This is a genomic window from Halomicrobium sp. HArcht3-1 (assembly GCF_058933345.1).
In genome coordinates, this window is the sequence record NZ_JBZYDM010000002.1 from 282,129 (window position 1) to 302,579 (window position 20,451).

The following is a 20,451-nucleotide window of genomic DNA, read 5'->3' on the forward strand; positions in this document are numbered from 1 at the left end:
GGTTACAGGAGGCGTTCGGTGACGGCTTCGAGGACGGCGACCGAGCGGTCGTACTCCTCCAAGACGATGTGTTCGTCCGGTGCGTGATCGAGATCGGAGTCGCCGGGACCGTAGGTCGCCATCGGGCAGTCCCAGGCCTGTGCGAAGACGTTCATGTCGGCGGTACCGGTCTTGCGTAGCAGGTGCGGCTCGCCGCCGGCCTGCCGGATCGCCACGCGGAACGCCCGCGCTACGTCGGTCCGGGGACTCTGCATGACGGGTTCGACCCTGTCGTCCCAGTGGACGGTGCCGTTGGTCAGGTGGCCGTCGGCAATCTCGCGGATCTCGTCGGTCGTGTACTCCGGGGGCACCCGCAGTTGCACGTCCATCGTCGCCTCGACGGACAGGCCGTCGGCCGAGATACCGCCCTCGATGTCGACGGGCTTGCAGGTGACCCGTTCGAAGACGGCCTGCCACTCGTCTTTCTCGAACTCCGCGTCGACGGCGCTCCACCAGTCGATGGCGTCCTGAATGGCGTTGTTCTCCGGGCGCGAGGAGTGGCCCGATTCGCTCGTGGCGACGTAGGTGCCGGCGAGCAGGCCACGGTAGCCCAGTGTGATGCCCTCCCAGCCGGAGGGTTCGCCGTTGATCACGGCGTCGGGTTCGGCCTCACGGTCCTCGATGACGAAGCGACTGCCACGGGAGTCGACTTCCTCGCCGACGACGCCGATGAAGCTCGCACCGGTGCGGACGGCGGCGATCGCCATCGCACACAGCGGTCCCTTCGCGTCGACCGAGCCACGGCCCCACAGCTCTTTTTTCCCGTCGTCGTTTTCCTCGATTCGGACGGGGATGTCGCCGGGGACGGTGTCGATGTGGGAGGTAAGCAACACGCCGTCGTCGGCCGGCGCACGGACGTTGCCGATCTCGTCGATCCAGACCTCGCGGTCGTGGTTCTCGAAGAAGTCGACGAGTCGCTCGGCCGCTGCCTGCTCTTCGGGCGTGACCGAGGGGATGCGGACGATGGCTTCGAGCAGATCGCGGGCCTCCTGATCGGGTTTCTCCAGCGTCGCGCTCATAGCACGACCGCCTCCAGTGCGTCGACGACGTGGTCGGCCTCGTCTTTCGTGAGCGTCAGCGGCGGGAGCAGACGCACAACGGTCCGGCCGGCCGGCAGCGCGAGCACGCCCTCGTTCATCGCGAGCTGTTTGAGCGCGCCCATCGCGCCGCGACCGACCTCGATGCCGATCATCAGGCCCTCGCCGCGGATGTCTCGCACTTCGTCACCGAGCGTGGCTTCCAGTTCGGTCTGGAGGTAGTCTCCGACCGTGGCGGCGTTGGCCGGCACGTCCTCTTCGAGTAGCGTCGAGACGGTGGCGTCGGCCGCCGCCGAGATGACCGGCCCGCCCGAGAACGTCGAGGCGTGCGAACCGTAGTTCTCGGCGATCCAGTCGCGACACAGCGTCGCGCCGATGGGGTAGCCGTTGCCAAGCCCTTTCGCGGAGGTGATCATGTCGGGGACGACGCCGGACTCCTCGGCGGCCCACAGCGAACCGGTCCGGCCTATTCCGGTCTGGACCTCGTCGAAGATCAGCGCCGCGCCGACCTCGTCGGTGGCCTCACGCGTGCTTTCGAGGAACTCCGTCGTCGCAGGGTTGATCCCGCCCTCGCCCTGCACGGGTTCGACGATGACGCCCGCGGTCTCGTCGTCGACGGCCTCCCGCATGGCTTCGGGTTCGTTGTAGGGAACGAACTCCACGTCGCCCGCGAGCGGTTCGTAGGGCTTCTTGTACTTGCTCTTCCACGTGGTCGCGAGCGATCCCATCGTGCGGCCGTGGAAGCCCTGCATCGTCGCGACGAGCTTGGACTCGCCGGTCGCGGCGCGGGCGAATTTGAGGGCTGCTTCGTTGGCTTCCGTCCCGGAGTTACAGAGCCACACCTTGTCGATGGGGTCCGGCGCGGTGTCGGCCAGTGTCTCGTAGAGACTGGTCCGAGCGGAGTTGGGGTAGGACCCCTGCACGTAGGTCAGCTTGTCGATCTGTGCTTTGGCTGCCTGATCGACTGCCGGGTGGCGGTGACCCAGGGGGACACAGGCGTAGGACGCCCCCATGTCGAGATACTCGTTGCCAGCGTCGTCTGATAGCCAGACGCCGTCGCCCTCTTCGATCTGGATGGGTTTCTCGTTGAAGATGAATCCGCTCATTGGCGTGCCTCCTCGTACATGTGTGTGCCGTCGCCGTCCAGTGCGCTCGTGATCGGCGCGTCGGCGTTCGCGTCGGCGACGATCACCTCGGGTGCGCCGCCATCGATTGCCTCCTCGGCGGCCATGATCTTGCGGCTCATGAATCCCTCTGCGGCGGCTTCGAGGTCGTCCCACTCGGCGGGGGTCTCGACGGACTCGATCAGCGTCGACGAGTCCTCGGGGTCCGCGTAGACGCCTTCCACGTCGGTCAACAGGACGAGCGTCGCGTCCAGCGCGGCGGCGATGGCTGCGGCCGAGCGGTCGGCGTCGGTGTTGACGGGGACGATCTCGTCACCGTCCGCCCCGGCCATCGGCGGCGCGGCGACCGGGACGTAGTTGCCGTCCAGCAGCGACGAAAGCAGGTCCGTGTTGACCTCCTTGATCGTGCCCGAGTGGTCGCCGCGCTTGATCTTCTTTTTCCCGTCCTCGACGACTCTGACGGCGGACTTCCGTGGCCCGTGCAGGAGCTTGCCGTCGACGCCGTTTAGACCGACTGCGTCGACGCCCTCCGTCTGGAGACCGGCGACCAGCTGGGTGTTGAGGTGGCCAAAGACCATCTCGAACACTTCCATCGTCGCCTCGTCGGTGAACCGACCGACGACGCCACTCGGCGTCTCGACGTACTCCGGCTCGATACCGAGCCGTTCGAGCGTGTCGTCGACGGCCGTCGAGCCGCCGTGGACCAGCACCACGTCCTCGCCGTCTTCGTAGAGCGTTGCAACGTCCGAAAGGGCACCCGCTGGGTCGACCGCGCGAGCGCCACCGACTTTGATAACTGTTGTCATGAAAAAACGTCCTCCTGCGATTACGGCGATCCGACGGGGTGAAAGCCCGTGAACTCAAGGCCCGCGGTCTCCTCGATGCCCAGCGCGACGTTGGCGGCGTGGACCGCCTGCCCGGCCGAGCCTTTCATCATGTTGTCGATGGCCGAGAAGACGACGAGGCGCTTGTTCGTGGGGTCGACCTCGAAGCCGACCTCGGCGTAGTTCGTCCCGGCGACGGCCTTCGGTTCGGGGTAGCGATAGACGCCCCCGCCACCGGCGGCCATGCGGACGAACGGTTCGTCCTCGTAGGCCTCGCGGTACGCGCCCCAGAGGTCGCCCTTCGAGACCGGCCCGGAGGGGAAGACGTGACAGGTCGCGCTCGCGCCGCGGATCATCTCGACGGCGTGGACGGTAAAGGACACGTCCGTGCCGAGGAACTGCTGGATCTCGGCCTCGTGGCGGTGGCCCGTCGGCGCGTAGGGGCGAACCGTGCCCGAACGCTCGGGGTGACTGGAGGCCTCGCCGCCGCCAGCGCCACCCTCCGAGGAGCCGACCTTCACGTCGACGACGATCTGTTCGTCGCCGGAGAGGATGTCGTTCTCGAAAAGGGGAAGCAGGCCCATGATCGTCGCCGTGGCGTTACAGCCACCGGAGGCGATCAGGTCCGCGCCCGCGAGGTTCTCGCGGTTGAGTTCGGGCAGGGCGTATTCGGAGTCGGCGAGCAGTTCCGGCCGAGAGTGGCCGTCGTACCACTCGTCGTACTGTTCCTCGGTGTCGAGGCGGAAGTCCGCCGAGAGGTCGACGACGGTGTCGGCGGCGTCCTGAAACGCGTCGATGTGCTCCATCGAGACGCCGTGGGGCGTCGCCGCAAAGAGGACGTCGACGGACTCGAGGTCGTCCGGGCTGGAAAAGCGCAGGTCCTTGTGTCGGAGATTCGGGTGGGCGTGGCCGACCGTCTTGTTCTCTTTCGACCGGCTCGTCGCCTGGACGGTGCGGAACTCGGGGTGGGCGTCCAGCAATCGGAGCAGCTCCCCGCCGGTAAAGCCGGAGCCACCGACGACGCTCGCGGAGTAGGTCATGCGGTCACCTCCTGGCCCTGCTCGACTTTGGTTTCGAGCCAGTCGACGACTTCGGCGGGCACGTCCACGTCGGTGACCTCGCTGAGTGCCTTGAACTCGACGGTGTGGTTGACCTCGTGGACCGTGTAGTCCTCTGGCTCACCGTCTTCGTCCTCGCCGACTTCCATCAGGTCGATGCCCAGCAGACCGCCACCGACCGCGTCGCTCGCCTTCTCGACGAGTTCGAGCGCGCGGTCGTCGAGACCGAAGCTGTCGGTCTCGGCACCCTTGGCGGCGTTGGTCAGCCAGTGGTCCGACGAGCGGACCATCGCGGCGACGGGTTCGCCGTCGGTCGCCAGCACGCGGATGTCGCGACCGGGCTTGTCGACGAACTGCTGGACGTAGAAGATCTTGTGCTCGTAGTGGCCCAGCGTCTCCTTGTGTTCGAGGATCGCTTCGGCGGCCGACGGCGAGTCGATCTTCGCCATCAGGCGGCCCCACGAGCCGACGACGGGCTTGAGAACGCAGGGGTAGCCGAAGTTCTCGATGGACTCCATCGCGGCATCTTTGGTGAACGCTACGTCCGTGTTCGGCGTCGGCACGTCGGCCTCGACCAGCGCGAGGCTGTTCTTGACCTTGTCCGAGCAGATCTCGGCCGTCTCCGGCGCGTTGACCACCGGCACGTCGTAGGCCTCGACGAACTTGGTGGCGTACACCGACCGACTCGTCGACAGACAGCGGTCGACGACGATGTCCACGTCGTCGAACACCGCCGGTGGCTCCTCGATGTTGAACTGTTGTTTCCGGACGTCGATCTTGGTGACCTCGTGGTCACGCTCACGCAGCTCCGACAGCAGGAGCTTCTCGTCCCGGCGAATCCGCGAATAGAGTATTCCTACATTCATTTGTATGAGTTCCAAGGAGACGGGTGGGCCGTCCGCTGACGGTCGTTACTCGCCCCAGTCCTCTTCGAGTTCGGGGGCCGAGTCGAGTTCGACGGGGTCCGCCGAAATGACTTCGAGCTCGGCACCGCAGGTCGCACAGTCGACGATCTCTCCAGCTTCGAGGTTGTCGTGCAGGGAGACTTCCGCCCCGCATTCGACGCATTCTGCCATTGTACCTCTGTCTCGCGCACGCTTCCACTTAAACCCTTCGAACTTATCAGAATAGAATAGTAACGCAGACTACGGTCTAAGGCTACAGAATGGCTAAAATCGGAATTGTGCTGAAACTGGTATCAGGTTTATGGTAATAGTTCCCCTCGCGGGGGTGGCCGGATCACTGGTCGCCGATCAGACATACCGACCTACCTCCGTCTGCAGGCGATCACTCGCGGACTCGACGGTCTCGCGATGAATTGCGAACGCCTCGCGATCGACCGACAGCGTCTCTTGGGCCGCTGACAGCTGTGCTTCCACGGCGTCGGGTGCCGGCCCGCCCTGCGAGTCACGCATCGCGACGCTCTCGGCCGGGTCCAGTGCCGCCTCGACCGCCGAGCGCTCGACGTACTCGTCGAGTGGGTCGCCCAGCACGTCCTCGGCGACCGCCGAGATGGTGTCGTAGTCGGGTGCCGCTTCGTCGGCCGGCGTCTGAGCCGCTGCCTCCGCGACGACTTCGTGGGCCGTGCGGAAGGGGACGCCCGCCATCGCCAGCAGGTCCGCGACGCCGGTCGCGGTCGCGAAGCCGTCGGCCGCCGCCGCTTCGAGTTCCTCGGCAGGCCACTCTGCGGTCGCCACCGCGCCGGTTGCGACTGCCACGCTCTCGGTGACGCTGTCGATGGCGTCCCACGCGTGGCGACCGGCCCGCTGCAGGTCGCGGTTGTACGCGCGGGGCTGGCCCTTGAGATTCGTCAACAGCCCGTTCAGCCCGGCGGTCGCGTCGCCGGTGCGTCCGCGGACCAGTTCCAGCGTGTCGGGGTTCTTCTTCTGGGGCATGATCGAGGAGGTCGAGGAGTAGTCGTCCGATAGCTCGACGTGGCCCTTGCTCGCCATGACGATCACGTCCTCGGCCAGCCCCGACAGCGTCGTCGCGAGCGTCGCGACCGCGCTGGTGGTCTCCACGAGGAAATCGCGCGTCGCCGAGGCGTCCATCGAGTTCGAAAGCACCGAGTCGAACCCGAGGAGTTCGGCCGTGCGCTCGCGGTCCACGTCGAACGGTGTCCCGGCGAACGCCGCCGAACCGAGTGGATTCTGGTTCACGCGCTCGTAGGCGTCGAGCAGGCGCTCGGTGTCGCGCTGCAAGGCCTGCTCGTAGGACGCCAGCCAGTGAGCCACCGTCGTCGGCTGTGCGGGCTGGAGGTGCGTGTAGCCGGGCATGACGGTCTCGGTGTGCTCGGTGGCCGTCTCCAGCAGCGCCTCGCGGGCCTCGACGGTCGTCTCGATCAGGTCGAGCAGGTCCTCGCGCAAGCGATGGCGGATACAGGCCGCTACCTCGTCGTTGCGCGAGCGGGCGGTGTGCATCTTCCCGCCATCCGGCCCGACGCGGTCGATCACAGCGGACTCGATGGCCTCGTGTACGTCCTCGCCGTCGGGCAGGTCGCCATGACCTGCTGCCTCGATGTCGTCGAGCGCCGCCAGAATCTCGCCAGCGGTGTCGGCGTCGACGATGCCCTGTTCGACCAGCATGACGACGTGGGCGCGGTCGACCGCCAGATCAGCTTCGAAGATGCGCTCGTCGTCGGACAGCGAGGAGAGGAACGAACGGGCGGGGCCGCCCGAAAAGCGGTCGCGGCGGACGACGCTCTCGTCGTGGGCGTCTGTGCCGTCACCGTTCTCTCCGTCGCTCATCGTCTATTCCTCCGATTCGTCCGTGTAGCTGCCACCGTCGGCAACTGCCTCGTCCTTCTTCGCGTCTTCGAGGATCTTGTTCGCGAGACGCGACTGGAAGCCGTGGTACTTCGCGACGCCGGTGGCGTCCTGCTGGGTGATGCCGCCGGTCACGTCCTCCTCGTCGAACGAGGCCGCGGACTCGCTGTAGACGGCGTAGTCCGATTCACGCGAGACCGGGCGGCAGTGGCCGCCTTCCATCTTGACCGTGACGGTGCCGGTGACGCGCTCGTTCGTGTCGTCGACGAACGCTTCCAGCGCGCTCACGAGCGGCGCGTCGACCAGGCCCTCGTAGGCCTTCTGGGACCACTCCTGGTCGACCTGGGCCTTGAACGAACGCTCTTCCTGCGTGAGGACGAGGCCTTCGAGGGCCTCGTGGGCCGTCAGCAGCACCGTCGCCGCGGGGTGCTCGTAGTTCTCGCGGACCTTCAGGCCGAGCATGCGGTCTTCCATCATGTCCGTGCGCCCGACGCCGTGGGCACCGGCCTGCGAATTGAGCTGTTCGATCAGTTCGACCTTCCCGAGGTCCTCGCCGTCGACGGCGACGGCCTCGCCTGCCTCGAAGGTGATCTCGACCAGTTCGGCGTCCTTGCCCGAGGGGTTCTCGGTCCACTTGTAGATGTCGTCCTCGGGGATCGTACTCGGGTCTTCCAGTTCCGACCCCTCGATGGAGCGACTCCAGAGGTTCGTGTCGATGGAGTAGCGACCGCCGTCGCCGCCCTCGACGGGCAGGCCCTTCTCTGCGGCGTACTCGTTTTCCCACTCGCGGGTCAGGCCGAGTTCGCGCACAGGGGCGATCACGTCCAGATCGGAGTCGCGCCAGACCGACTCGAAACGAAGCTGGTCGTTGCCTTTGCCGGTACAGCCGTGGGCGACGCCGGCACAGCCTTTCTCCTCTGCGACTTCGAGGATTGCCTTGGCGATGACCGGGCGCGCAAGGGCGGTCCCGAGCGGGTAGCCCTGATAGTCGGCGTTGGCCTTGACGGCTTTGAGACAGAGGTCCGCGAAGTCCTCCTTGGCGTCGACGACGTACTGCTCGACGCCGAGTGCCTCGGCGGTCTCTTTTGCCTCTTCGAACTCGTACTCTGGCTGGCCGACGTCGACGGTGACGCCGATGACCTCGTCGTAGCCGTACTCTTCTTTCAGCAGCGATACGCAGACTGTCGTGTCGAGCCCGCCGGAGAAGGCGAGTGCGACGGTACCTGATGCGGATTCGGTTGGCATGGGTGGATGTTACGTTCTCGGGTGGTGTGTCTGTCGATTTCGACCGATCGGAACTGCAATGCGACCAACAGACAGTGGTCGGTGACTTGGTGACGAGCGAACCGTAAATCGAGGAAGTGAGTAGTGTGGGCCTAGAAACGGCCCCGTCGTCGCGGTCGGCGTCGGAGAAGGGAGACGGACTCGCCGCTGGTGGTTTCGCGTGCCCCAGCGATCGAGGTCTCGTGCATGTACTCGGCAATATCCACGCTTCGGTACTAATAGGTTCCGAGTCACACGCGGTGTGGGTGGCGTTGACAGGTGTTACGGTCGCGCCAGTGCGAGGACGGCTGCCGAGAGCAGTGCGACGACCGCGATTCCCATACCGAGGCCGGGACCGCTCCCGCTCGTCGTGTCGCCGTCCGACTGACCGGCAGTCTCGCCGTCGCCGTCGGTGGCGGTCGATTTACTGTCGCCACTGGCGGTCGGCGAACCGTCGGCCGTCGTCGTCAGCTCGAAGCCGTCGAGACTGGACCCGCCAGCCCACGACAGTCGCCCGTCGACCCGTTCGTCGGGTTCGGGCGTCACGCTCGCCTCGTGTCCGTCGGGAACGACGACCACGAACTGTCGGTCGGGTTCGAACCCACTGACGAATGGCTCTGTGAGGACCAGCCCGTCGTCGGTCGTGGCCGCGAGACCCTTCCACTGGACCGACAGCTCGACGACGCCGGTCGCGGATTCGCGCGTGAGCGCGACAGTCGTCGAATCGATGTGCATCGTTCGCCCGGTCCTGTTTTCGCTGGCCCGGGCGATACTCTCGAACCGGTCACTGGCTCGCTGCTCGAAGACCGCCTGTGCAGTCTCGTTGTTCCGGAGCGCTTCGAAGGCCGCCTGCTCCGAGTCGTCGTCGAGATCGTACGTGTACGTGACCGTCACCGTCGCGTCGCCGGTCTCGTCGAGGTCGACGACGAAGCTGGGCTGGTGTGACGCCGAAACGGGGCCGACGCTCCCGATCAGGAGCAGTGTCGCGACCCCGATCGTGGCGACGGCTGTTTTGCCACTCATCCGTTATCGACCCTGACCGTCGCTTGCTTCACTGCCGTCCTGCCGGGTTTCGGTCACTGTCTCGGTCGACGTGGTTCCGTCGTCGGCCGCCTGCTCGCTCCCGGCATTCCGCTGGTCGTCTGCCGTCGTGTCTCCTTCGCCGTCAGTTGCAGTCGTCTCGTTCTGTCCGCCGGCACGGGCGTCTCGGCTGTCGGTCTCGCTGCTCCGGTCCTGCCCGTCGGTCATGTTGCGGGCGTCAGTGCCACGCTCCCGTTCCTCGGTCTCGTTGCTGCGGTCGGGGCCGCGCTCGCCGGCCTGTGCGGGACCGAACCCGTTGCCGGTGTTCTCACCGGCGATCGAACGGGCGATCTCGGCGACTTCCGGCCCGCTCAGGTTCTGCGCTCGGTCTCGAAGCGTCTGGATCGCGGTTGCGTTGATGCCGTTCGCTTCGAGCGTCTCGGCGGGCAGTTCCTGTGCGGTCTCGTTGCTCTGGTTGGCCAATCGGTCGACGGTTCGGGTCTCGGCAGCCAGCCGGGCCATCCGGGCGCGGTACTGGCCCTCGCTCATCGATCCGTTCTCGCGAGCGGTCTCGAGGTTCTGTCGGCGCTGTTCGAGGCTGTCGAGTCGCGCCTCGACGTCGCCGAGTTGCTCGGCGACGACGGCGGCTCGCGAGTCGTTACCGGCCGCCTGTGCGACCCTGATCCCGTAGGCACGCGAGTCGACTTCGCCTTCGAGTTCGGCTTCCTGCACGCCGACCACGCCGGCGAGTTGCTCGCCGGGTGAGACGGTCGCGTTCGATTGGGTACTGTTCCGCTCGGTCTGCGTGTCGGTCGCCTGGGCTGCGAGGCCGGCCATCGGGAACGCCGCGAGGCTCCCGACGACCAGCATCACTGCGACCAGTGCGGTGGTAGTGCGTCGCATCTGTACTCTCCCCTTGGTGCAGTATCTCCATATAAAGAGGCGACGTTGGGGCTGGATTGGGGCCGATCAATCCCAATTAAAACTCGGGCAAAACCGCAGTACTGCACCCCTCCGAAATCGAAAAACTGGATCGGTAACGTGTGAAGCGACGATAGTTATATATACCTCGTCACGATTCGTCTTCGTCGTCGCCGATGTCGTCGGCGATGTCGATGTCGGGGAGCGTCACGACGTTCTCCCGGCCGATGCGGAACGTCGCCAGTTCGTCGTCTTCGCGCAGGCCGCTGATCACCTGACTCGTCTTGGCTGCGGTCCAGTCCAGTTGTTCGGCGATCTGTTGCTGTTTGACCCGGCCGCCGTTGTCGTCGAGCAGTCGCAACACCTGTTCCTCGTTGCTCAGCAGTTCCGGCGGCGGCGTGTTCGTGTCGCTGTCTGTCGCCGGGCCGTCGTCACTGTCCCCTTCGCTTGCTGGCGGGGACTCGGCAGCGCTGTCGTCGTCCGTCGCACCCTCCTCGGCGGTCGCCCCAGTCCCGCCGGTGAGACCGTACCGGCGATTGACCAGCAGGAGCGTGGCGACACCGCCGGCCGCCGCTACCGTCGCGACCAGTAGTAGCCAGGCGTTCCCGTCACCGCTCTGGCTCTGTTGCTGGTCCCCGCTCGCTGCTGTCACGACCAGTGCCGGTTCTTCGGGGCCGAAGTCACGGCGACCGTCCCACGCGACCTGTCGGGTGCCGTTGCGGTCCGGCTGCGGGGCGACGCTCGCCCGCTCGTACCCCTCGGGCCAGCCCAGTCGAAGCGTGCTCTCGGCGTCGAGGAAGAGTCCGGCCAGCGCGTCGCCGGCCCGCAGTTGCTCGCCGTCGACGACGGCGAAGTTCGTCCACTCGAAGCGGTAGGTGACGACGCCGTAGCTCTGGGGGAGCGCCGACTGCTCGGCCGTGACGGTGAGGTTCCGCAGCGCCATCTCTCGGTCGGTCGCGTTCTCGGCCGTCCGCAGGGTCCGGTTCATCCGGTCGCCGAAATCGCTGGTGTACGCCGTCGAGTCGTTCTCGATGTCCGCTTGCAGGCTCTCGAAGGCCGCCGTCGTGTTGTCGTCGTCCAGTCGCGTCCGGTAGATCATCGCCCACTGGGCGTCCCCGTCGGCCTGCAGATCCACCTGCAGGACGACCGTGTCGGGATCGACCTGTTCCTGGGCCAGTCCACCGAACCCCGCCCCGGCGACCGGTGCGACGAGCGATCCAAGCAGACAGCCGACGATCACGACGCGCGCCGCGGAGCCTGACCTCATTCTCACCGAGTGTTTGCCGTCCCACGGTATATGGTTTGAGGCCGAATGTGGAACCGGGCAGGACCGCGCTCCTTTTCGGCGTCGGCGTCCTTCCCGGAGACGTGTTCAGCCTGAACGTTCCGCTGCCGGGCGATGTGGCGCGGCTGGCGACGGATCTCGCCCGTGCAGTGCCCAGTGCCACGCCTCGACAGCGCGGCGAGCACACGCTCGTGCTCAAACGGCTCGCGACCGACGACAGCTCACCGGCCGTCGTCGAGGCCCGCGCCCGGGAGGTGCTGAGCGAGCAGCCACCCGTTGCCGTCCGAATCGCCGATGTCGACTGGTTCGCCGAGCCTACGTCCGGGCCGGGACCGGTCGTCTATCTCACCGTCGAGAGTCCGGGGCTGATGGAGCTTCACGCGCACCTGTGCGAGACGTTCGATCCCGTTCCGCACGTCGAGGGCGACGAGTACACGCCACACGTGACCATCGCCCGCGGGGGCGACCCGGACGTGGCGCGGCGACTCCTCGACCGGGATGTCGAGCCAGTCGAGTGGATCGTCGACGAACTGGCCTTCTACGACGCCGAGCGCCACCTAGAGTCGGGGCGGGTTTCGCTGACCGGGTAACAATCCTTTTGCCCTCGCCTGCCATCCCAATCCAGTATGGACTACCGCGAAGTCGAGACCACGAGCGAGTACGTCTGTCGGCTCGACCACGGGCGAGACTGGCGCGCCCAGATCGAGGACTTCGCCGACGAGCAGGGGATCGACGCGGCCTTCTTTCAGGGGCTTGGGGCGGTCGAGGACGCAGAGATCTACTTCTACGATCAGGAACGGCAGGCGTACGACGCCGTGACCTTCCCCGAACCGCTGGAGGTGGCGGCCTGCATCGGGAACGTCTCGCACCTGAACGGCGAGCGCTTCGCCCACACCCACGCTGTACTCTCGAAGCCCGACGGCACCGCCATCGCGGGCCATCTCAACAGCGCCACCGTCTTCGCCGGCGAACTCCACGTTCGGGCGTTCGACACCGATCTCGTCCGGGAACACGACGAGCCGACGGACCTCGATCTGTGGGAGCTATAGATGCGCGAGGCAGACGAACAGTACTTCGAACGACTGGAATCCCAGCTCGAAGACGCCTTCGACGTGGCCGAGCGCGCCAAACAGCGCGGTGGCGACCCCGTTCCCGAGGTCGAGATTCCGACTGCCCGCGACATGGCCGACCGGGTCGAGAACATCCTCGGGATCGATGGCGTCGCCGAACGGGTGCGCGAACTCGAAGGCGAGATGAGCCGCGAGGAAGCGGCGCTCGAACTGGTCTCTGACTTCGTCGAGGGGGAGGTCGGTGACTACGACTCGAAGGCGGGCAAGGTCGAAGGGGCCGTTCGGACGGCCGTCGCGCTCCTCACCGAGGGGGTCGTCGCCGCGCCAATCGAGGGGATCGACCGCGTCGAGATTCTGGACAACGACGACGGCACGCAGTTCGTCAACGTCTACTACGCCGGCCCGATCCGCTCTGCCGGTGGGACCGCACAGGCGCTGTCCGTGCTCGTGGCCGACTACGCCCGCGCGCTGCTTGGCATCGACGAGTACAAGGCCAGAGACGAGGAGATCAACCGCTACGCCGAGGAGATCGACCTCTACGACAAGGAGACCGGCCTGCAGTACTCCCCCAAAGAGAAAGAGTCGAAATTCATCGCCGAGCACATGCCGATCATGCTGGACGGCGAGGCCACCGGCGACGAGGAGGTGTCGGGCTTTCGCGACCTCGAACGAGTCGACACCAACTCCGCCCGCGGGGGGATGTGTCTCGTCGCCGCCGAAGGGATCGCGCTGAAAGCGCCGAAGATCCAGCGCTACACCCGCAATCTCGACGAGGTCGACTGGCCGTGGTTGCAGGACCTCATCGACGGCACCATCGGCAAGGACAGCGACGACGAGACGGCCGAGGGCGACGGCGATGACGACGAGGCAGCGAGCGACGAGGACGAGGAGGCCGAGGACGACCCGGACGACGCCGACGAACCGACCGGCCCGCCCCGCGTCGACCCGGCCACGAAGTACCTCCGGGACCTGATCGCCGGCCGGCCGGTCTTCTCACATCCCTCGAACGCCGGGGGCTTTCGCCTGCGCTACGGCCGTGCGAGAAATCACGGCTTCGCGACGGCGGGTGTCCACCCGGCGACCATGCATCTGGTCGACGACTTCCTCGCGACCGGGACCCAGATCAAGACCGAACGGCCCGGCAAAGCGGCCGGCGTCGTCCCGGTCGACAGTATCGAAGGCCCGACCGTCAGGCTGGCAAACGGCGACGTGCGCCGGATCGACGACCCCGCCGAGGCTCTGGAAGTCCGCAACGGCGTCGAGAAGATCCTCGATCTGGGCGAGTACCTCGTCAACTACGGCGAGTTCGTCGAGAACAACCACCCGCTGGCCCCGGCGTCCTACACCGTCGAGTGGTGGCGGCAGGAGTTCGCCGACGCCGGCGGCGACGTGCAAGCGCTCGACGACGACGTGCACGTGGACCTCGCCGATCCGAGTGCCGACGAAGCACTCGATTGGGCCAGCGAATACGACGCGCCGCTACACCCGAAATACACCTACTGCTGGCACGACGTGACCGTCGACGCCGTCGCGGCGCTGGCGAGTGCCATCGAGCACGGGCGTGTGGCACACACAGACGGCGCAGTCGCCGCCGATCCGTCGTCGAGTACGGCCGGCGACCTCGTCCTCCCGCGCTCGGCGACGGTGCGGGAGACGCTCGAAGGCCTGCTGGTCGAACACTCCCAGCGCGAGGACGATCTGGTCGTCCCGGACTGGCGGCCACTCGTCGCGACGCTGGGATTCGATCTGGACACGCTCGAACGCGACTGGACCGTCGACGACCTTTCCGAGCACGCCCGGACCTACACGGACGGGGAATCCAACTGGGCCAAACAGGCCGACGAGGACGCCCCACAGCCGGGCGACAACGCCATCGAAGCCATCAACGAGATCGCACCATTTCGGGTCCGCGAGCGCGCCCCCACCCGGATCGGCAACCGGATGGGCCGCCCGGAGAAATCCGAGGAGCGCGAACTCTCCCCGGCCGTCCACACCCTCTTTCCCATCGACGAGGCCGGCGGTGCCCAGCGCTCGGTCGGCGACGCCACGAAACACGCAGAAGAGATGAACGACCAGCAGGGACTGGTCGAGGTCGAAGTCAGCCGCCGGCGCTGCCGTGACTGCGGGAGCGACACCTTCCGCGGACGCTGTCCCGACTGCAACGGCGTCACCGACGCCGTCTACGTCTGCCCGGATTGTGACTCGGAGGTCGACCCCGACGAGTCGGGCCGCGCGGAGTGTTCCCACTGCGAGACGATGGCCTATCCCACTCAGTACGAGGCCATCGACCTCAACGACGAGTACCGCGGTGCGCTCCAGTCGGTCGGCGAACGCGAGACCGCTTTCGACCTCGTGAAAGGCGTCGAGGGACTCACCTCCAAAGAGAAGATTCCCGAACCGATGGAGAAAGGGATTCTCCGGGCCAAACACGACGTGTCGGCGTTCAAAGACGGCACCGTCCGCTACGACATGACTGACCTGCCGGTCACGTCGGTCCGGGCCTCGGAACTGGACATCACGGTCGAACAGCTACGGGGGCTTGGCTACGAGGAAGACGTGCACGGCGATCCGCTGCGCCACGACGACCAGCTCGTCGAACTCAAAGTTCAGGACGTGGTCCTCTCGAACGGCGCGGCCGAGCACATGCTCAAGACCGCCGCGTTCGTCGACGACCTCCTCGAACAGTACTACGGACTCGATCGGTTCTACGAACTGGAGGATCGAGAGGACCTCGTCGGCGAACTCGTCTTCGGGATGGCCCCCCACACCAGCGCCGCGACGGTCGGCCGCGTCATCGGCTTTACCTCGGCGGCTGTGGGGTACGCCCATCCGTACTTCCACGCCGCGAAACGACGGAACTGTTTCCATCCCGATTCCCAGCTCTGGTACGCGGACGAGGGTGGGGAGTGGCACTACGGTCGGATCGCCGACCTCGTCGAGGAGCGTCTGGACGACCCACGCGAGGACGATTTCGGGACGCTCGTCGAAGAACTGGACGGCGATCTGGTGGTCCCTTCGGTCGACGCCGATGGTCGCCCGTGTCGGAAGCCGGTCGAAGCAGTGTCGAAACACCCCGCACCGGACCACATGGTCCGCATCGAGGTCGGCGACCGCTCGCTGCAGGTGACGCCCGATCACACGATGCTGCACCGGGGCGGTGACGGTATCGAGGAGATTACAGCTAGCGAGCTTTCGGCCGGCGACGAACTGCCGGCCTACGACGGCGGCGAGACGACCACGATGACGGCGAGCGAGACAGCGGCCGACGGGGGCGTTCCGTTCGACGAAGTGGAATCGGTCGAGTACGTCGAGAGCAACACCGATCACGTCTACTGTCTGACTGTTGCCGACACCCATTCCCTTGCCCTCGAAGGAATATATACGAAGCAGTGCGACGGCGACGAGGACTGCGTGATGCTCCTCTTGGACGGCCTGCTCAACTTCTCCAAAACCTTCCTCCCGAACCAGCGCGGTGGGAAGATGGACGCGCCCTTGGTGATGTCCTCCCGGATCGACCCCAGCGAGATCGACGACGAGGCCCACAACATGGACATCATGTGGGAGTACCCAGCGGCGTTCTACGAGGCCACCCGCGAGATGGCCGATCCCGGCGAGGTCGAGGAGATCATGACCATCGCCGAGGAGACGCTGGGGACCGAGCGGGAGTACACCGACTTTGCCCACACCCACGACACCGCCGACCTCGCGCTCGGACCGGACCTGTCGGCGTACAAGACGCTGGGGTCGATGACCGACAAGATGGACGCACAACTGGATCTCTCGCGGAAACTCCGGGCCGTCGACGAGACCGACGTGGCCGAGCGGATCATCGAGTACCACTTCCTGCCCGATCTTATCGGCAATTTGCGTGCCTTCTCGCGACAGGAAGTTCGCTGTCTCGACTGTGGCGAGAAGTACCGCCGGATGCCCCTCTCCGGTGACTGCCGGGAGTGTGACGGCCGCGTGAATCTGACCGTCCACGAAGGCTCCGTGAACAAGTACATCGACACCGCCACCATGGTCGCCGAGGAGTTCGACTGCCGCGAGTACACCAAACAGCGCCTCGAAATCCTCGACAAGTCGATCAAGCGCGTGTTCGAGAACGACAAGAACAAACAGAGCGGGATTGCCGATTTCATGTAATTCGACCTTTTTCCGCTTCAGGTTTCCTCGCGAGCCTTCGGCTCGCTGTGGGAACCCTCGCGCAAAAACGTCGGTGAAAAAGGCCGGAATCGCCGGCGGCGATTCCGGTGTGGTGCGTGAGCAACGCGAACGCACTCCTCGTCAGAGCTTGCTCTGACGGTGACCGGGCGACCTGCCGGGTCCTCCGGACCGCTCGGTCGCCCGGATGCTTGTCGGTCAGTACAACCGAACCACAACCGGACAGCAGTGGCGCGCGCTGTCGCGCCCTTGTGGTGCGACGGAACTGTGCGAGGGACGAGTGAGCGAAGCGAATGAGTCGGCTGGGGAGGGATGTGGCTGCAGTGCTGTGCAGTGCGGTCCTGACGTCTGCGTGAACGAAGTAAACGCAGGCTCGGGGAGCTTGCTCTCCTGGCGGAATGAACGGGCGAGGGTCGCCTCGCGGTATCTGCGCGGGCACTATTCGAGCGAAGCGAGAATATCCCGCACAGATACCGTCGAGCGGGCCGAGGGCGTTCAGTTGTCAGTCAGTCTCGCGGTCACAGCAGCGACTTCGTTCCATCATCGAACAAACCGAACCACCCGCTCCATTCGCAATCCTACTTCGCGGCTGTTTCACGCGAGAAGCCATCTCAGTGATCACAGTTCGAGAACACCAGCACGTAGCTGTGGTCGTAGCCGTAGCCGAACGTTCCCGCGGGGCCGTCGGTCGTTTCACTCCGGTCCTCGCTGGGTCGCCAGTCGACGACGATCTCGCCGTCGAAGTGGAGTACGTCGCCGACGGCGTCGGCGATGTCCCAGGCCAGCGTCGTCACGTCGCCCTCGTCCTTCATGTTCGAGACGTTGAGCGCGGCGGTGCCGCCGGGAGCGAGGCAGTCCCGGACCTGCTCGAAGATCTCGGCCATGCCATCGAGGTAGCTCCCGTACTCGCTCTCGCCGGCGTAGTTCTGCAGGGGATCTCGCTCCATCTCTGCGGTCATGAACGGCGGTGAGGTGACGACGGTCTCGCACTGGGGCAGGTCGTACTCGTCGAGGCGTCGGGCGTCGCCGTGGACCAGTCGCCCCTCGAAGTCGATTTCGGCTCGGATGTACTCGGCCCGTTCCGGTTCGTACTCGACGCCGTAGGCCGCGCGGCCACAGTCGGCGGCGACCCGGAGCGTCGTGCCGAACCCGGCGAAGGGGTCGAGAACGGCGTCGCCGGGGTCGGTGAACGTCTCGACGAGTCGCTCGGTGAGGGCGGGCGGCATCCGAACGTCCGAGGCGAGCACGTCGGGCAGCGGCCGGTCGTGCTCGGAGGGGAGTCGCCAGACAGTGTCCATGTCCACACGGCACGGCGCGGGACCGTAGGCGCTGTGCCTTCGGTAGTGTTCAGATAAGAGACCAGGAGTGGTCGCAACAAGCCACCGAAAGCCCTCGGCACGCTAGCCGGATCTGCGGCGGATATTCTCTCTGCGGTCGAATAGTGCCGCCGCAGATCCGCCTACCGCGCCTCGCCCTTTCATCCGCCAGGAGTCGGCTGTTCAGCCGTCTATACCCTGGTGGATGAAAGGGCGAGCGTCGTTGCGGGAACCCCGACGATGCAAGCACGCGAAGCGCGCGTGGATCGAAAGATCGGAGATCTTTCGTCATCACGAAAGAGCCTGCGGCTCTTTCGGTCGACAGCGAGTCGCGGGACCGCAACGACGCGAGGGCTTTCGGTGTCTGTAAGTCTGAGACTGAGGTTGCTTATCTGAACACCGCGGTGCCTTCACCCCGACAGTTTAACCGTGGCCGGAGTGGACCGACCCACATGGTCGATGTCGTACTCTCGCTCGCGCGGTTGGTCGGCGCGCTCTTCCTGGTGGTCCTGAACGGCTTCTTCGTGGCGTCTGAGTTCGCCTTCGTTCGGATCAGGGCCACGTCAGTCGAACAGCTCGCGGCCGATGGTCGGGCGGGTGCGGGGACGTTGCAGGACGTGATGACCCATCTGGACGACTATCTCGCGACGACCCAGCTGGGGATCACGGTCGCCTCGCTGGGGCTTGGCTGGATCGGGGAGCCGGCGGTCGCGGCGTTACTGGAGCCGGTGCTGGCACCGGTCCTCCCGGAGAGTGCACTCCATCTCGTCGCCTTCGCGATCGGCTTTACCTCGATCACGTTCCTCCACGTGGTCTTCGGCGAACTCGCACCCAAGACGCTGGCGATCGCCGACGCCGAGCGCATCTCCCTGCTGGTCGCGCCGCCGATGAAGTTCTTCTTCTATATCTTCTACCCCGGTATCGTCGTGTTCAACGGGGCCGCGAACCTCTTCACGCAGGCGATCGGTGTCGAGCCGGCCTCAGAGAGCGAGGAGACGCTCGAAGAGGAGGAACTCGTCCGTGTGCTGAATCGCTCGGGCCGCGAGGGTCACGTCGACAAGGCCGAGGTGGCCATGATAAAGCGGGTGTTCGCGTTCGACGACACGCCCGTGCGCGAGGTGATGGTCCCGCGGCCGGACGTGGTGAGCGTGCCGGCGTCGATGCCGGTCTCGGAACTTCAGTCGGTCATCCTCGACGCCAAGCACACGCGCTATCCCGTCGTCGATGTCGGCGAGGACGAGCAGGTGGTCGGGTTCGTCGACGCCAAGGACGTGTTGCGCGTCCTCGATGCTGGCGACACCGCCGAGGCGACGGCAGCCGACATCGCACGAGCGGTGCCACACGTTCCCGAGTCGACGCGGCTGAACGACCTCCTGACGGAGTTTCAGAGCCAGCAGCGACAGATGGCCGTCGTCATCGACGAGTGGGGCACTTTCGAGGGGATCGCCACGGTCGAGGACGTGGTCGAGCAACTGGTCGGCGACATCCGCGACGACTTCGACGAGGCGGCCCGTGAGCCGTCGATCGACGAACAGGCCGACGGCTCCTATGTCGTCGACGGCGGGGTCGCGCTGTCGGTGGTCAACATGGAACTGGGCACCGACTTCGTCAATCCCGAATTCGACACGATCGGGGGTCTGGTCCTCGACCGGCTCAATCGCGCCCCTGAGATCGACGATCAGATCGAGGTCGACGGCTACCGGCTGACCGTCGGCGACGTCGATGGCGCACGCATCTCGACGGTCACGATCAGGGACAGAGAGTAGCCGTCGTTGGCTCAGACCTGCCGCCAGTCACAGCATCGTGGCGAGACTCGCCGTCGCGGTGAGATTCCCGACGAGGTGGGCGACGGTGCTGGCGGCCGTCCCGTAGCGAGCGCGTAGCACGCCCAGCACGACGGCGAGGACGGCAAGCGAGACGACGCGGAACGGGGCCGCGGCCAGATCGACCACGAGGTGCTTGCCGACGAAGGTGACGGCAGTGACCACGATGGCGATCGTGGTCCCGTAGGACTCGGCCAGCGCTGTCTGGATCACGCCCCGCCAGGCGAGTTCTTCGGCGAGCGGGACGGCGACGCCGTTGCCCAGCACGAACAGCGCGAGCGCCCACGTCGGGGTGCTCCCACCGGGCGACGTGCTATCGAGGCTGGGGAGCTGATAGCCCAACGCGACGACGAGCACACCGATCAGGAGCAGGAAGACGACGTAGTAGGCGACGAACCCGGCGACGCCTGCCCCGACGGCTCGCAGCGACAGGTCGTACTCCCAGTCGGCCGGGGTGATACCGTTTCGCACGCCCCACCAGGCAATGGCGGCGGCGACCAGCGGGAGCGCCAGCAGCATCACCAGTCCTTCGGCTGCGACGCCGGTGCCGGTGATATCGGTGAGGTGTGGGCCGAGACCCCGCCGGAGGGCGAACTCCAGGGCGACCCAGGCGACCGTCGCGACGGCGGCCGTGCGCAGGTGTGTTCGATCGAGCGGTGCGAGGGGGCTGTCGGTGGCGTGCGTGTCGGACATGGGTGGCAACGGGGGGCGTCTACTGTGGACGGATCGTGGGGTGGTGGCGTGG

General features: G+C 66.2%; 17 protein-coding genes. 4 read left to right on the forward strand and 13 right to left on the reverse strand.

What is annotated here, in order from left to right; genetic code table 11:
- Nucleotides 1-2 precede the first annotated feature (2 nt).
- The 11 genes from AC5FRW_RS04475 to AC5FRW_RS04525 form a co-directional block, all read right to left on the reverse strand.
- A complete protein-coding gene (locus AC5FRW_RS04475) occupies nucleotides 3-1,058 on the reverse strand; it encodes a [LysW]-lysine hydrolase (protein ID WP_493567228.1) in 1,056 nt (351 codons plus the stop codon).
- On the reverse strand, nucleotides 1,055-2,182 hold the full coding sequence (locus tag AC5FRW_RS04480) for an aspartate aminotransferase family protein (protein ID WP_493567229.1): 1,128 nt from the start codon (nucleotides 2,180-2,182) through the stop codon (nucleotides 1,055-1,057). The genes AC5FRW_RS04475 and AC5FRW_RS04480 overlap by 4 nt, the downstream gene beginning before the upstream one ends.
- The gene (locus AC5FRW_RS04485; protein WP_493567230.1) at nucleotides 2,179-3,006 is read right to left on the reverse strand and encodes an acetylglutamate/acetylaminoadipate kinase; all 828 of its coding nucleotides are present in this window, start codon (nucleotides 3,004-3,006) and stop codon (nucleotides 2,179-2,181) included. The genes AC5FRW_RS04480 and AC5FRW_RS04485 overlap by 4 nt, the downstream gene beginning before the upstream one ends.
- 20 nt (nucleotides 3,007-3,026) lie before the next feature.
- Nucleotides 3,027-4,064: an N-acetyl-gamma-glutamyl-phosphate reductase gene (gene argC, locus AC5FRW_RS04490; RefSeq protein ID WP_493567231.1), complete on the reverse strand. Its 1,038-nt coding sequence runs from the start codon at nucleotides 4,062-4,064 to the stop codon at nucleotides 3,027-3,029.
- The gene (lysX, locus tag AC5FRW_RS04495) at nucleotides 4,061-4,948 is read right to left on the reverse strand and encodes a lysine biosynthesis protein LysX (protein WP_493567232.1); all 888 of its coding nucleotides are present in this window, start codon (nucleotides 4,946-4,948) and stop codon (nucleotides 4,061-4,063) included. Before lysX ends, argC begins: the two co-directional genes overlap by 4 nt.
- Before the next feature lie 45 nt (nucleotides 4,949-4,993).
- Nucleotides 4,994-5,158: a lysine biosynthesis protein LysW gene (lysW, locus tag AC5FRW_RS04500; RefSeq protein WP_493567233.1), complete on the reverse strand. Its 165-nt coding sequence runs from the start codon at nucleotides 5,156-5,158 to the stop codon at nucleotides 4,994-4,996.
- A 177-nt stretch (nucleotides 5,159-5,335) separates the two neighbouring features.
- A complete protein-coding gene (gene argH / locus AC5FRW_RS04505) occupies nucleotides 5,336-6,829 on the reverse strand; it encodes an argininosuccinate lyase (protein WP_493567234.1) in 1,494 nt (497 codons plus the stop codon).
- Nucleotides 6,830-6,832: 3 nt separating this feature from the next.
- The gene (locus AC5FRW_RS04510; RefSeq protein WP_493567235.1) at nucleotides 6,833-8,092 is read right to left on the reverse strand and encodes an argininosuccinate synthase; all 1,260 of its coding nucleotides are present in this window, start codon (nucleotides 8,090-8,092) and stop codon (nucleotides 6,833-6,835) included.
- Between the two features lie 300 nt (nucleotides 8,093-8,392).
- Nucleotides 8,393-9,133, reverse strand: a complete 741-nt coding sequence (locus AC5FRW_RS04515; RefSeq protein ID WP_493567236.1) for a DUF7345 domain-containing protein — start codon at nucleotides 9,131-9,133, stop codon at nucleotides 8,393-8,395.
- Nucleotides 9,134-9,136: 3 nt separating this feature from the next.
- Nucleotides 9,137-10,033 carry a hypothetical protein gene (locus AC5FRW_RS04520; protein ID WP_493567237.1) on the reverse strand — a complete coding sequence of 299 codons (897 nt, stop codon included), beginning with the start codon at nucleotides 10,031-10,033 and terminating at the stop codon, nucleotides 9,137-9,139.
- A gap of 169 nt (nucleotides 10,034-10,202) precedes the next feature.
- The gene (locus tag AC5FRW_RS04525; protein ID WP_493567238.1) at nucleotides 10,203-11,318 is read right to left on the reverse strand and encodes a helix-turn-helix transcriptional regulator; all 1,116 of its coding nucleotides are present in this window, start codon (nucleotides 11,316-11,318) and stop codon (nucleotides 10,203-10,205) included.
- A 101-nt stretch (nucleotides 11,319-11,419) separates the two neighbouring features.
- On the opposite strand from AC5FRW_RS04525, the gene AC5FRW_RS04530 reads away from it, so the two are divergent.
- From AC5FRW_RS04530 to AC5FRW_RS04540, 3 genes are read left to right on the forward strand one after another with little or no spacing between them, the layout of a single operon-like run.
- Nucleotides 11,420-11,926, forward strand: coding sequence for a 2'-5' RNA ligase family protein (locus AC5FRW_RS04530; protein ID WP_493567380.1), 507 nt, complete (start codon nucleotides 11,420-11,422; stop codon nucleotides 11,924-11,926).
- Between the two features lie 36 nt (nucleotides 11,927-11,962).
- The gene (locus tag AC5FRW_RS04535; RefSeq protein WP_493567239.1) at nucleotides 11,963-12,385 is read left to right on the forward strand and encodes a PPC domain-containing DNA-binding protein; all 423 of its coding nucleotides are present in this window, start codon (nucleotides 11,963-11,965) and stop codon (nucleotides 12,383-12,385) included.
- Entirely contained in the window at nucleotides 12,386-16,549 is a 4,164-nt protein-coding gene (locus AC5FRW_RS04540) for a DNA-directed DNA polymerase II large subunit (protein ID WP_493567240.1), read from the forward strand.
- A gap of 629 nt (nucleotides 16,550-17,178) precedes the next feature.
- On the opposite strand, the gene AC5FRW_RS04545 is transcribed toward AC5FRW_RS04540, so the two are convergent.
- Nucleotides 17,179-17,865, reverse strand: coding sequence for a TRM11 family SAM-dependent methyltransferase (locus AC5FRW_RS04545; RefSeq protein ID WP_493567381.1), 687 nt, complete (start codon nucleotides 17,863-17,865; stop codon nucleotides 17,179-17,181).
- A 470-nt stretch (nucleotides 17,866-18,335) separates the two neighbouring features.
- Between AC5FRW_RS04545 and AC5FRW_RS04550 the strand changes: the two genes are divergently transcribed.
- On the forward strand, nucleotides 18,336-19,649 hold the full coding sequence (locus AC5FRW_RS04550; protein ID WP_493567241.1) for a hemolysin family protein: 1,314 nt from the start codon (nucleotides 18,336-18,338) through the stop codon (nucleotides 19,647-19,649).
- A gap of 27 nt (nucleotides 19,650-19,676) precedes the next feature.
- Here AC5FRW_RS04550 and AC5FRW_RS04555 read toward each other — a convergent pair whose 3' ends face one another.
- Nucleotides 19,677-20,399: a CPBP family intramembrane glutamic endopeptidase gene (locus AC5FRW_RS04555; RefSeq protein ID WP_493567242.1), complete on the reverse strand. Its 723-nt coding sequence runs from the start codon at nucleotides 20,397-20,399 to the stop codon at nucleotides 19,677-19,679.
- Between the last annotated feature and the right edge of the window lie 52 nt (nucleotides 20,400-20,451).